The sequence below is a fragment of the Candidatus Rickettsia kotlanii genome (genome assembly GCA_030295365.1).
In the GTDB taxonomy this organism is placed as follows: domain Bacteria; phylum Pseudomonadota; class Alphaproteobacteria; order Rickettsiales; family Rickettsiaceae; genus Rickettsia; species Rickettsia kotlanii.
The window spans coordinates 843,337-855,067 of record AP027062.1 but is presented as its reverse complement, the minus strand read 5'-3'; the positions used below and the strand labels follow the sequence as shown (position 1 = coordinate 855,067).

The following is an 11,731-nucleotide window of genomic DNA, read 5'->3' as shown; positions in this document are numbered from 1 at the left end:
TTCTAGATGTTTTTAATATATTAATAATCAAAATCAAAACTTTAAAACAGTATCTAGCAAGTCATACTGGTCCTTAGCTATTACCCAAAATTTCTATTGATTCTATTGTTTCATTATTCGATTGACTATGCATTACTAAATCTAAAATATTTGAAGATGCTAAATTGCTAATATAAACACCTTGTACATCATTTAATACATAATCAACCACTAATAATTTAGAATCAGCAGAAGTTCCATACAATGACATTTTTGCCTCAAATAATTTTTTAAATGTATCTAATTCAAGTAATTCTTCACATACAGCATGTTCTTTAATATCTCTACTTACAAATAAACCCATTATGCTTCGTGCTAAACTATTTTTAATATAAAATTCTTTTAAGCATTCAATAAAATTTTCAAAAAAATTTAGTTCTTCAAAAGGAATTTTGGAATCAGGTAATAATTCTTGATATAATTTTTTCTGCAATTCCTTTTTTTCAATTAGTTCTTCAAAAGGAATTTTGAAATCTAATTCTTGATATAATTTTTTCTGCAATTCTTCATCCTCAAATTTTTTCAAATAGAAATTATTAATTAATAACTTATAAAGCTCAAGTATCCCACTAGGAAAGTTAATTTTCAAAATTCCTTTTTTATCAATTTCTACAGTAAACTTGTTTTCCTTTGCTTCTAAATATATTAGATCTCGAAATATACTATCCTCTTTTGTTCTACGAAGTAAAAAAGCTGCATCTTTAGAATCAACTAAATCTAAAGCATGTTTCATTATTTCTGCATTAAGCCCATGTAACCTACCGTTAGATATCATCTTTTCTACATCTGCTAGAAAAGATTTTTTATCATCTATTTTTAATTTCCTTAAACTTTCTAGAACTTCTAAAGTTACTGCTCCTTGTTGAATTTTTTTAAGTAACTCATAATAGTTGCTAAATTCTACTTCTTGATTTTTGCATCCTAACCCGGCATAAACATTGCATCCAGATTCTTTCTTTTTAGCTAATCTAGAATATTCTTTTTCAACATCTCTAGGTTTACTAATACAAGAGATCATAATATCTTTTAGCTTCATATAATTTATTCCTTACCTTTAAAAGAAGTATTATATTTAGTTAAGAAATATTAACAAGTACTTTATAGAAGATTAAGATAAATTAATTTTTATTGAGAGGATGATGCAACAATGCTTTCTTGAGATGATTAGTTTGAAGATGAGTATATATTTGGGTAGTAGATATATCAGCGTGACCAAGCAGCTCTTGAATTACTCTTAAGTCTGCTCCGCCCTCAAGCAAATGACTTGCAAAACTGTGACGTAATATATGCGGAGAAATATACTCAGGGTTAAGTCCTGCATAAAGGGCAGCAGATTTTAACAGAATAGCAAAATTTTGCCTAGTCATATAACCCGCTAAAGCTGATGACGGGAATAAATAAATTAGATTTCTTGGTTTAGCTTTATTCACAAAAACATCTCTAATTGCAAGATATTTAGCAATACTGATAACTGCCTGTTTATTTATTACTATGACTCTTTCCTTATTACCTTTACCAAGTACCGAAAAGATTTTTCTTACTTCTCCTTTAGACGTTTTATTAGTCAGAATATCAGCAAGCTTAAGACTAACAAGCTCTGAGACTCTAAGACCGCTAGCATAAAGCAAATGAATCATAGCATTAAGCCTGATACCTTCAGGAGAATGATCTTGAGAGCAATGTTCAAGTAACGATTTAATTTGATCTATAGATAATATTTCGGGAAGTTTATTTTGATATTTGGGCAAATCTACGTTAAGAACCGGATTAAAAACGGTATGGTTTTCGCTAATTAAAAATTCATAATAACTTTTTATAGTTGAGATTTTTCTATTGATTGAGCGTGCTTGCAAATCATTATTTGCTAGATACTCAATCCAGTCTCTAATATTCTCAGTAGTAATATTTAATTCGGATAATTCTTGTTTAGCAAGATAATTTTGAAAATCAAATAAGTCACGCTTATAGCTAAGTATAGAATTTTTTGACAATGCTCTCTCAGCTAAAAGCATTTCTAGGAATTGCGCAATAAATTCCATAAGATGTTTTAATTTCTATAATGGAGGCCAGGGTCGGAATCGAACCGACGAAATAGAGGATTTGCAGTCCACGGCATTACCACTTTGCTACCCAGCCTAATCAGTGTCATACCACAATCCTATGTCATCCCCGCAAAAGCAGGAATCTATAAACGGATGATTGTATTTTTATTTTACTGGATTCCCGCTTTCGCGGGAATGACATAAATACTACCAACATCCATACAAAAAAGCAACTATTTTTATATCAAACTCCTAATCCTTCAGGATATTTAAACGATTTATCCTTCATAAAATTCAAGAACTGGCTAACTGAATCTACTATATCATCATTTTTAATATGGGGAAAATTCAGTAATTCCTTTAAAATTATACTTGATTGTTTAGGTATTAGAACACTAGCTGATTGAAATAAAGGAACTACCGAGGCGAATCTTGTAACTTTATCAAAGCTTGGCTTAATCCCTATCACTCTAATATTACCACCTAAATCCTATATCTTGAATCAATTGTTAACCACTTGCTTTATCTTCGATTAATATAAATTTTGGCTGATATTCTCTAGCTAATTTTTCCGTCAAATTTTTAAGCTCAGGATAATTAATTTTTTTCCGTACTAATGATACTAGATAATATTTCTGTTCCCTCCATATAGTATAAACACTATAATCTAAGCGGGATCTTCGGAAATCTTAATTGCCGTATCCCAGCTTTACATAAAATAATCAAATCTTAAAGGTAGATTTTTATAAAAGCTAATATCTTCCATATTCAGTAACGATGACCTTTGTGCTATCGGTTCTTATAAATATTGAGCATTATCATTATAGCTACCTATTTCCTGTTCTAATTTCATTAAACAATCAGGAGGTTCTCTATAGCTGTCTAATACTTTACCACTAAGATATTGATATTCTTTATTCATTAATTTAAAGAAGTAATCTTGAATGCTAATCGCCGGAATTTTTTAATGATGCCATGAATTGCTATGATTAAGTAGATAACTGGATAAATCATCCATATGCAGACGCTGCATAACTAAAACTACCGTTCCCTTATTACGATTATTTAGCTTGCTAACAAAAGTTTGCTCAAACCAATCTATAACTTTCTTACATATTTTAGGTTATGAGAATCATCGATAATTAAGATATCATCGCCCTCACCTATTGCCGATCCTCCAACCGATGTTGCAAATCTAAAGCCATTAGCTGTCGTTAAAAACTTACTTTTTTGATTATAGGGTTTACTAAGGATAGTACTTGGGAAAAGTTCTTTATACCAATCAGAATTTAAAATGAACCGACAATCTAGTGAGTGTTTAATGCTAAGTATTTGAGAATAGCTGGCAACCATAAAATCCTTTTGGCAGGATTAATCCCCAATAAATAAGCAGGTCAAGCAATGCTAACACAAATAGATTGTAAGCTCCTTGGCGGTAGGTATATTAATTATTAAACAATTAATATCACCGCTTTGCGCGGCATTGAAATAATCGGTAATTATTCTTATATGCTTGCTTGGATAATACTCCGCTCCAGGATTAATAGTATTAAATACCTTAATCATAAAACTATGAAAATCCTGTCGTAAAATAGAATTTAAGAGTTCTTTAGAGTGGAGCATATCGTGCCTACATCGTCATTGCGAGGAAAAATTGTATTGTAAGTTTTGACAAAGCAATCTTAGGCAAAATTCCTGAGATTGCCACGTCCTTGAAATCGCTCACAATGACCTTTAAACCTTATCATAAATTATCATTGCCATTAATCCCCTATAGTATATAATTTCGAAAAATAATATATTATCTATGAAATTACTAAAAATTATTTTTATCATTACTATATGTATTAATTTTCCTATATTCGCAGAAAATTTAGAGTCGGTTACTACAACCGAAGATATTGAAAATGACGTATTTATCCTTCTTGATGACAATCATCCTATTTTAAATCCAAACGATAATGATAGTTCTGAGTTTAAGAATTATACAAATGGCAAAATTATTGCTCTAAATAACATTACTGCTACTTCTGAAGAGATAGATTTTAAAGTCGGGGAAGAAAAATACTTCGGTAATATAAAAATCAAATTGCACAAATGTATAAAAAACCTTGATCCATATAATGAAGATAATTATTTGTTGATGACCATAACGGAATATAAAATAGACGCAGATCCTAATTTACTCTTTCAAGGATGGATGATTTCTTCAAGTATTTCACTTTCAACGTTTGAACACCCAATCTACGAAATTTTTGCTAAAGATTGTTTTTAGATGCAATATTTAATTTCAAGTTTAATATTTTTAATTCCAAGCCTTGGGATGCTGGCAGGCTTATCAGCTGCAGCTACTATTACAATTTTTTTGCTTATATCATTCCTGCGAGGTATTAATCGTCATTGCGAACGACTGAAAGGAGTGTGGCAATCCAGTAACAATGTCATACCGTGGCTTGACCACGGTATCCAAAAAATGAAAAAAGACTGGATCCTGCTACAAGCTCACAGGATAACAATGTTATTCACCGCTTGGTGCTTTATATCTTGTTTATTCGCAATGCATCTTATTAATAGCTTAGCTACTTTTACTCAAGTTTTTATACTCTTATTTCTTGGCTTTGCAGTTAGTAATTCTGCTCCTTTTCAAAATCGCTTACAGCTTAAAAAAGCCTTAATATTCGGGATTCTCACAGCAATATTATTATTCTTCATCGAATATTCTTCTCATGGATTTTTAACAAGAATATTCAAAGCTAGTTTTGGCTTATATATGCTAGATCGTGGTTGTGCTTTACTTTCGATTACCGCTTGGGTAGCGATTATAATTTTACTTTCTAACGGTAAAAAACGACATGCCTTAATGCTATATATATTAGTGCTTTATTTACTAAGTATTTCCGATAGTTTAGCAAGTTTTTTAGGCTTCGGTATAGGAGGAGCAATATTTATTTTAACAAGATTTATGAAGCCGATATTTTTCAAATTAATCGCAATAAGTTTAATTACCGGCTCGTTACTATTTCCTGTGATAGCTAAACAAATAAAACCACGAGATTTATCTGAAAAATATTTAGCTACACAACCTTCCGCTGCTCATCGTTTATTTATTTGGCATTTCGTCGCAAACAAAATCATTGAAAAGCCGATTTTGGGCTATGGCTTAGCTTCTTCTAAATATATCGAAACTGGTGATAGCGAAATGATCGATTACAACGGAGAAAAATGGCATCCTTTGCCACTTCATCCTCATAATAATATATTACAAATTACTCTTGAACTCGGTATAATAGGTTTAATATTATTTTTATGCTTAGTTTATAAATATCTCAAACAAATTAGTAATCTCGAAAATAAAAATTTCAAGGCAATTTCCTATGCATGTTTTATAAATTACTATATTATCGGCATGATTTCATATAATATTTGGCAAATATGGTGGATATCAAGTGGTATTTGGGTACTAGTTTTAATGAAGCTACTAGTTAAACCTGATATTGTCATTGATAATTGATGCTATTTGAGGTAAATATAGAGTTAAGTGTCATTAAAGCTACGTCATTGCAAGCAGCCGTAGGCTGCGTAGCAATTTCATCAAATATCCTGAGATTGCTTTGTCGAATTACTGTACAATTCTTCTCGCAATGACAGAAAAATATAATAAAAAACATATGCTACAAAACTCAGAACTTTTACAAGAATATCTACCGATTGCTATATTTTTTGGTATTGCGGTATTGGTTTCCGGTTTAATAATCATTCTACCTAACCTATTATCGACAAAAAAATATAATAAAGATAAGCTAGAACCTTATGAGTGCGGTTTTGAGCCTTTTAGCGATGCAAGATCAAGATTTGACATACGTTTTTACTTAGTTGCTATTTTATTTATTATCTTTGATCTTGAAATTACATTTTTAGTGCCTTGGGCTATTAGTCTTAATACGATAGGTAAAATAGGCTTTTTCTCAATGATGTTTTTCTTATTCGTACTTATTATCGGGTTCATGTATGAATGGAAGAAAGGAGCTTTAGACTGGTAGTAATATGAAAAATAATTTTTATCAAGAAAACGCATTATTAAGTAATGAGCTTTCTAATAGGGGATTCTTACTCACTAAAGTTGATAACGTTATAGGCTGGGCGAGAGCTAATTCCTTATGGCCTATGACTTTTGGGCTTGCTTGTTGTGCTGTTGAGATGATGCAGGCAGCAGCAAGTAGATATGATATGGATCGCTTCGGTATGTTATTTAGACCGAGTCCAAGACAGTCCGACCTTATGATAGTTGCAGGAACGCTTACTAACAAAATGGCACCAGCTCTACGTAAAGTATATGATCAGATGGCTGAACCTAAATGGGTACTTTCAATGGGTAGCTGTGCCAATGGCGGCGGCTATTACCACTTTTCCTATTCGGTAGTGCGTGGCTGTGATAGAATCGTACCGGTTGATGTATATGTCCCTGGCTGCCCTCCTACCGCCGAAGCATTAATTTACGGGCTTATGCAGTTACAGAAAAAAATTAAACGCACTACAGGTTTTAAGTATGACGCTAGACAAACTCATTGAAAGACTTGCAGCTAAATCTAGCATTTTAATAACTCCGATTATGGTTAAAGATTATTTAGCTTATAAAATCGAGCCGAATTTTTTATTGCCGTTTTTAAAAGCTTTAAAAGAATCGGAAGAATTGCGCTTCACTTTACTTACTGATTTATTTGGGGCTGATTTTCCTCAGAATAACGTAGTCAATTCAGTCGGGCTTGGCTACAAGGGACAAGGTGCGAAGCCTATAACTCATAGGAGAACGACGAGCGACAATGTAGGCGAGTCCAAATCAATTGACTATAAAAGGTTTGAAGTAGTATATAATTTATTAAGCTTAAAATTAAATAAGCGTCTTATAATAAAAGTATATATATCTGAAAAAGAAACTATACCTTCAGCAATGAATATATTTAGTGCCGCTTGTTGGTATGAGCGTGAAGTGTATGATATGTACGGAGTAAATTTCGAGGGTAATGACGATAAAAGACGCATACTAACCGATTACGAATTTGAGGGGCATCCATTACGTAAAGATTTCCCGTTAACAGGCTATACACAAGTTAAATATGATGAGAAACTAAAGAAAGTAGCTTATGAACCGGTTGATTTAGACATAGAATATCGTGAGTTTGATTTTAGCTCGCACTGGCATAGCCCGAGTTATGTATTGCCAGGTGATGAGAAGGCAACCGATGTCATTCCTACGAAAGCAGGAATCCAGAAATAAAATGAATGTCATCTTGTGACTTGATCGCGGGATCCAGAAAAAATAAAAAAGACTGGCCCCCATGGTCAAGCGCACCAGGTAACAGTAGGAAAAATACTATGACTAACAACACCAAAACTATAACTCTAAACCTTGGGCCACAGCATCCGGCAACTCACGGAGTTTTAAGGTTAATCCTTGAGATGGACGGGGAAGTAGTAAATAATGCCGACCCTCATATTGGGTTACTTCATCGTGGTACGGAAAAGCTTATTGAGCATAAAACATATTTGCAGGCTATACCATATTTTGATCGTCTTGATTATGTTTCACCGATGTGTCAGGAACATGCATTTGCTTTAGCGGTCGAGTCGTTATTAGAATGCGAAGTCCCACGAAGAGCTCAGTTTATCAGGGTACTATTCTCAGAGCTAACAAGAATTTTGAACCATACTTTGAATATTGGCAGCCAAGCTTTAGATATCGGTGCTACTACTCCTTTATTATGGCTCTTTGAAGAGCGAGAAAAGATCATGGAATTTTACGAGCATGTTTCCGGCTCTCGTATGCATTCAAACTACTTTAGACCAGGCGGGGTTGCAGCAGATTTACCCGAAGGTTTACTTGAGGATATAAATAAGTTTATAGAACAATTTCCTCCTAAACTTCACGATATTGAAAGTCTACTAAATGAAAATAGAGTATGGAAACAACGTTTAGTAGATATCGGCGTTGTGTCTCAAAAAGAGGCAATGGACTGGGGGTTTTCAGGACCAATGCTTAGAGGTTCGGGTATAGCTTGGGATTTACGCAAGTCAAACCCTTATGACGTTTACGATGAAATGGACTTTAAAGTACCAATCGGCAAAAACGGTGATTGTTACGACAGATATTTCGTTCGTATGCTTGAAATGTACGAATCAATCAAGATAATCAAGCAATGTATAGAAAAAATGCCGAGAGGTGCAGTTAAAACCGATGATCCTAAATTAATACCACCGACAAGAGCCAAAATGAAAGAATCTATGGAAGCAATGATTCATCATTTTAAGCTCTATACGGAAGGATATAACGTCCCAGCCGGCGAGACCTATAAAGCCGTAGAAGCCCCTAAAGGCGAATTTGGTGTATATTTATACTCGCAAGGAGGTAATAGACCTTATAGATGTCGTATTAAAGCACCCGGCTTTGCTCATTTGCAAGGACTAAATTTTATGTCTAAAGGTCATTTAATGGCAGATGTTATTACTATTATTGCAACGCTTGATATAGTATTTGGTGAGATAGATAGGTAATATATTTGTCATGCCGTGGGCTTGTACTTGCGTTGCTCTGTCATTCCTGTGAAAGCAGGGATCCATAAAATAAAACTAAAAAACAAAAAATGTATTGGGTATATATATTGATACTCTAATAAGCATGGACTTTATATTGGTATTACTAATAATTATAATAATGCTTATGAACATAAACAAAAAATAATAAAAGGTTTTACCTCAAAAAATAATATTATAAAGCTTGTTTATACAAAAGAATTTACTGATATTCAAGAAACATTTACAAGAGAAAAAAACTTGAAAAATGGCAACGTAGTTGGAAAATAGAACTGATAGAAAAAACTAATCCTGAATGGAAAGATTTAATTGAATAGTTCTATGGATTGCTGCTTTTGCAGGAATGACATAAAACTATACCGTACTAAAAATATATGAATACAAAAATTACAAATTTTACATTTGATAAGAAGAATTTAAATCTAGCAGAAGAGATTATAAAAAAATATCCACCGCATGGAAAAAGAAGTGCAATACTTCCGCTGCTTGATCTAGCACAACGTCAAAACGGCGGCTGGCTACCTGTTCCTGCTATCGAATATGTCGCAAATATGTTAGAAATGCCTTATATGCGAGCTTATGAGGTTGCAACATTTTATACTATGTTTAACTTAAAGCGAGTTGGTAAATATCATATCCAAGTATGTACTACTACTCCTTGCTGGCTGCGTGGTAGTGATGATATAATGAAAATTTGCGAAAAGAAATTAGGTGTAAAACTCAAAGAAACTACTGAAGATCAAAAATTTACTTTAAGTGAGATAGAATGTTTGGGAGCATGCGTTAACGCTCCGGTCATACAGATTAATGACGATTATTATGAAGATCTAACTCAAGAAAAAATGGAAAAAATAATGGATAAGCTTCAAAATGACTAGAATCTTCTTATTATTACTTAGATTTTATCAATATTGCATTTCTCCACTACTTGGCAATAATTGCCGGTTTCATCCCACTTGTTCTGAATATGCCAAAGAAGCTATATCAATACACGGCAGCATAAAAGGCTTGTGGCTTACCCTTAAAAGAATTATCAAATGCCAACCGTTTTGCGATGGCGGATATGATACCGTTCCAATCTCTATAAAAAATTCTAAACCACTTAATAAAAAAATATAAATTATGTTTATTGTAAACCTTAAATATACCTTAGGCTTAGACCTTTCTTCTGTTGAAAAATTTATTACAGGACATAGAAAATTTTTAGATACATGTTATGATAAAGGATATTTTATTAGGTCCTATACATCCAAGAATTGGCGGTATTATTTTAGCTAATATAGAAAAACTAAGTCAGCTTCAAGATAGATTAAGAGAAGATCTTTTTTATATAAATAATTAGCTGAATATGGAATTAACTCCTACAAAATGGCATAAGAATTTAAATATTTTTTTCAAAAACATGAATAAACTAATCCCTTTATCTCGTGAATTTTTTGCAAGAGCTACTAATGTAGTAAGCACTGAGTTAATCGGTAAAGCTCTTTATTTCCAAGGTAAAACAGCTATCATTACTGAAACTGAAAGCTATGTAGGACAAAATGATCCTGCTTGCCATGCAGCAAGAGGGCGGACAAAAAGAACGGATATAATGTTTGGTCCTGCAGGCTTGAGCTATGTCTATTTAATTTACGGAATGTATTATTGTTTAAATTTCGTAACCGAAGCTCAAGGCTTCCCTGCTGCAACCTTAATAAGAGGTGTACATGTTATTTCGCCTGAAAATCTATACCTCAACGGTCCAGGTAAATTATGCAAATATTTAGGAATTAATATTTCTCATAATAAATGCGACCTTATAAATAACAACGAATTTTTTGTCGGCGATATCGGCTTAAAGCTACCCTACTCTACTACTGCTCGTATAGGTATTACTAAAGGCACGGATAAATTATGGCGTTATGTTGTTACAGATATCACTAATTTAAACTCTCAATATAATGTATAGCCTTAATAAGGTCATATTGATTTACGGCGCAAGGGCCTTGAAAAGGTTTATCTAATATAAATAATAACAAAAGCATTGATGATGAAGTGATGCAAACTAAACCAACTGAAATCTTATGTAAATAAAGCTTGGTGCCAAGTATACAGACAAAAATTAAATTAATAGCAATCATTATACATACAACTATCCAATATTGAATATTTAAGGAAAATAGGACATTTTAATCCTGTTATACCTTACTGTATAAAGCTCTTTTTTCTCCTCAATGATTTCCTGCTTAGTCAATAGCTGCATTTGCTCGCCTGCTTTATAAGCTTGTAGTCTCTTACTCTTGGAGGAAACTAATAGCTTCATAACTGATTTGTTTGCCGCCTTTCATTAATTGCCATTCACGCTGCATCACATCTTTGGTATAATTTTTAACATCTAGATAAATTGTAGGTCTCATTTCATGGAGAAGCCAACCTACACTATCTGCAAGCCTTATCAATACTACAGATTCTGCTGCCACCCCTTCTTGTGCTTTATTAAAAATTACCGAGTAAATAAATTAATATAAAACCGGTTGATACTGCATACATACTACCAACTACACCCAAAAACCTGCCAAAGACTCCCAAGCTCTTCTTTTTGAAATTATTAGGAATAATGTATTTTGTTAAAAATAAACATCCCACATAAAAACTCACCAAAATAATATTTATTATGATGAATAAAACAATATTAGACACGGTATAGATAAAGTCAATTATATGATTATATAGGTATTATTAACCATATCCTGCTAAATATTTATGTAATATACTAGAAATAAGAGTTTGATAAGGTAACCCCTCCTAAGCAGCTTTTTGTTTTATTCTCATTTTAGATATTTCTGAATAGCTTTGCGACGTGGAATAATAGTCTTTAAAAAAACTGTTCAATCAACTTCAATAATAAAAGGCACTAAATAGGCGTATTCATTAAATTTAACTATATACATTTTTTGCTCTGAATATTCATTAGGATTTGGATGTTCTATTATATCCAATAAACAATTACTTTCTATAACTGATATTATTTCTTCAAAACTTACCTTGTGCTCACTTATTAACTTATAATTTTTTTTCAGCAG

The 11,731-nt window shown here is 32.5% G+C and carries 15 protein-coding genes, 1 tRNA gene and 2 pseudogenes; 10 read left to right on the top strand and 8 right to left on the bottom strand.

Annotated features, from left to right (window positions below; all coding sequences use genetic code 11):
- Nucleotides 1–73: 73 nt before the first annotated feature.
- The 7 genes from QUD19_RS04695 to QUD19_RS04665 form a co-directional block, all read right to left on the bottom strand.
- Nucleotides 74–1,075 (bottom strand): DUF5410 family protein, encoded by a 1,002-nt coding sequence (locus tag QUD19_RS04695; protein ID WP_498807637.1) that lies wholly within the window; start codon nt 1,073–1,075, stop codon nt 74–76.
- Between the two features lie 82 nt (nt 1,076–1,157).
- A complete protein-coding gene (locus QUD19_RS04690) occupies nt 1,158–2,078 on the bottom strand; it encodes a site-specific tyrosine recombinase XerD (RefSeq protein WP_498807635.1) in 921 nt (306 codons plus the stop codon).
- A 21-nt stretch (nt 2,079–2,099) separates the two neighbouring features.
- Nucleotides 2,100–2,175: transfer RNA gene (locus QUD19_RS04685), tRNA-Cys, on the bottom strand.
- Between the two features lie 150 nt (nt 2,176–2,325).
- Nucleotides 2,326–2,550, bottom strand: a complete 225-nt coding sequence (locus tag QUD19_RS04680) for a hypothetical protein (protein ID WP_498807633.1) — start codon at nt 2,548–2,550, stop codon at nt 2,326–2,328.
- Between the two features lie 330 nt (nt 2,551–2,880).
- Complete coding sequence (locus tag QUD19_RS04675; RefSeq protein WP_498807631.1) at nt 2,881–3,003, bottom strand: hypothetical protein; 123 nt, start codon at nt 3,001–3,003, stop codon at nt 2,881–2,883.
- A gap of 176 nt (nt 3,004–3,179) precedes the next feature.
- The gene (locus QUD19_RS04670; RefSeq protein WP_498807629.1) at nt 3,180–3,434 is read right to left on the bottom strand and encodes a hypothetical protein; all 255 of its coding nucleotides are present in this window, start codon (nt 3,432–3,434) and stop codon (nt 3,180–3,182) included.
- 51 nt (nt 3,435–3,485) lie between these two features.
- Nucleotides 3,486–3,647 carry a hypothetical protein gene (locus QUD19_RS04665; protein ID WP_498807627.1) on the bottom strand — a complete coding sequence of 54 codons (162 nt, stop codon included), beginning with the start codon at nt 3,645–3,647 and terminating at the stop codon, nt 3,486–3,488.
- A gap of 241 nt (nt 3,648–3,888) precedes the next feature.
- Between QUD19_RS04665 and QUD19_RS04660 the strand changes: the two genes are divergently transcribed.
- The 10 genes and pseudogenes from QUD19_RS04660 to QUD19_RS04615 all read left to right on the top strand — a co-directional run bounded on the left by QUD19_RS04660 (nt 3,889) and on the right by QUD19_RS04615 (nt 10,617).
- Nucleotides 3,889–4,356 (top strand): DUF2155 domain-containing protein, encoded by a 468-nt coding sequence (locus QUD19_RS04660; protein ID WP_498807626.1) that lies wholly within the window; start codon nt 3,889–3,891, stop codon nt 4,354–4,356.
- Nucleotides 4,357–5,592 (top strand): O-antigen ligase family protein, encoded by a 1,236-nt coding sequence (locus QUD19_RS04655; protein ID WP_498807624.1) that lies wholly within the window; start codon nt 4,357–4,359, stop codon nt 5,590–5,592.
- 157 nt (nt 5,593–5,749) lie between these two features.
- The gene (locus QUD19_RS04650) at nt 5,750–6,121 is read left to right on the top strand and encodes an NADH-quinone oxidoreductase subunit A (RefSeq protein ID WP_498808684.1); all 372 of its coding nucleotides are present in this window, start codon (nt 5,750–5,752) and stop codon (nt 6,119–6,121) included.
- Nucleotides 6,122–6,125: 4 nt separating this feature from the next.
- Nucleotides 6,126–6,650, top strand: coding sequence for a NuoB/complex I 20 kDa subunit family protein (locus tag QUD19_RS04645; protein WP_498807623.1), 525 nt, complete (start codon nt 6,126–6,128; stop codon nt 6,648–6,650).
- Nucleotides 6,628–7,356: an NADH-quinone oxidoreductase subunit C gene (locus QUD19_RS04640; protein ID WP_498807622.1), complete on the top strand. Its 729-nt coding sequence runs from the start codon at nt 6,628–6,630 to the stop codon at nt 7,354–7,356. Before QUD19_RS04645 ends, QUD19_RS04640 begins: the two co-directional genes overlap by 23 nt.
- A 98-nt stretch (nt 7,357–7,454) precedes the next feature.
- Nucleotides 7,455–8,630, top strand: coding sequence for an NADH dehydrogenase (quinone) subunit D (gene nuoD / locus QUD19_RS04635; protein WP_498807620.1), 1,176 nt, complete (start codon nt 7,455–7,457; stop codon nt 8,628–8,630).
- Between the two features lie 89 nt (nt 8,631–8,719).
- Nucleotides 8,720–8,986 (top strand): annotated as a pseudogene (locus tag QUD19_RS04630) (GIY-YIG nuclease family protein).
- Between the two features lie 57 nt (nt 8,987–9,043).
- Nucleotides 9,044–9,547, top strand: coding sequence for an NADH-quinone oxidoreductase subunit NuoE (gene nuoE, locus QUD19_RS04625; protein ID WP_498807618.1), 504 nt, complete (start codon nt 9,044–9,046; stop codon nt 9,545–9,547).
- Entirely contained in the window at nt 9,540–9,788 is a 249-nt protein-coding gene (gene yidD, locus QUD19_RS04620) for a membrane protein insertion efficiency factor YidD (protein WP_498807616.1), read from the top strand. The genes nuoE and yidD overlap by 8 nt, the downstream gene beginning before the upstream one ends.
- 283 nt (nt 9,789–10,071) lie before the next feature.
- Nucleotides 10,072–10,617, top strand: a complete 546-nt coding sequence (locus QUD19_RS04615; RefSeq protein ID WP_498807614.1) for a DNA-3-methyladenine glycosylase — start codon at nt 10,072–10,074, stop codon at nt 10,615–10,617.
- Here QUD19_RS04615 and QUD19_RS04610 read toward each other — a convergent pair.
- A pseudogene (locus QUD19_RS04610) lies at nt 10,589–11,306 on the bottom strand (bestrophin-like domain). The gene QUD19_RS04615 and the pseudogene QUD19_RS04610 overlap by 29 nt on opposite strands.
- Between the last annotated feature and the right edge of the window lie 425 nt (nt 11,307–11,731).

Coding starts and splice junctions, on each gene's coding strand:
- QUD19_RS04695 (WP_498807637.1), bottom strand. CDS start 1,075: ATGAAGCTAAAAGATATTATGATCTCTTGTATTAGTAAACCTAGAGAT.
- QUD19_RS04690 (WP_498807635.1), bottom strand. CDS start 2,078: ATGGAATTTATTGCGCAATTCCTAGAAATGCTTTTAGCTGAGAGAGCA.
- QUD19_RS04675 (WP_498807631.1), bottom strand. CDS start 3,003: ATGAATAAAGAATATCAATATCTTAGTGGTAAAGTATTAGACAGCTAT.
- QUD19_RS04670 (WP_498807629.1), bottom strand. CDS start 3,434: ATGGTTGCCAGCTATTCTCAAATACTTAGCATTAAACACTCACTAGAT.
- QUD19_RS04665 (WP_498807627.1), bottom strand. CDS start 3,647: ATGATTAAGGTATTTAATACTATTAATCCTGGAGCGGAGTATTATCCA.
- QUD19_RS04660 (WP_498807626.1), top strand. CDS start 3,889: ATGAAATTACTAAAAATTATTTTTATCATTACTATATGTATTAATTTT.
- QUD19_RS04655 (WP_498807624.1), top strand. CDS start 4,357: ATGCAATATTTAATTTCAAGTTTAATATTTTTAATTCCAAGCCTTGGG.
- QUD19_RS04650 (WP_498808684.1), top strand. CDS start 5,750: ATGCTACAAAACTCAGAACTTTTACAAGAATATCTACCGATTGCTATA.
- QUD19_RS04645 (WP_498807623.1), top strand. CDS start 6,126: ATGAAAAATAATTTTTATCAAGAAAACGCATTATTAAGTAATGAGCTT.
- QUD19_RS04640 (WP_498807622.1), top strand. CDS start 6,628: ATGACGCTAGACAAACTCATTGAAAGACTTGCAGCTAAATCTAGCATT.
- nuoD (WP_498807620.1), top strand. CDS start 7,455: ATGACTAACAACACCAAAACTATAACTCTAAACCTTGGGCCACAGCAT.
- nuoE (WP_498807618.1), top strand. CDS start 9,044: ATGAATACAAAAATTACAAATTTTACATTTGATAAGAAGAATTTAAAT.
- yidD (WP_498807616.1), top strand. CDS start 9,540: ATGACTAGAATCTTCTTATTATTACTTAGATTTTATCAATATTGCATT.
- QUD19_RS04615 (WP_498807614.1), top strand. CDS start 10,072: ATGAATAAACTAATCCCTTTATCTCGTGAATTTTTTGCAAGAGCTACT.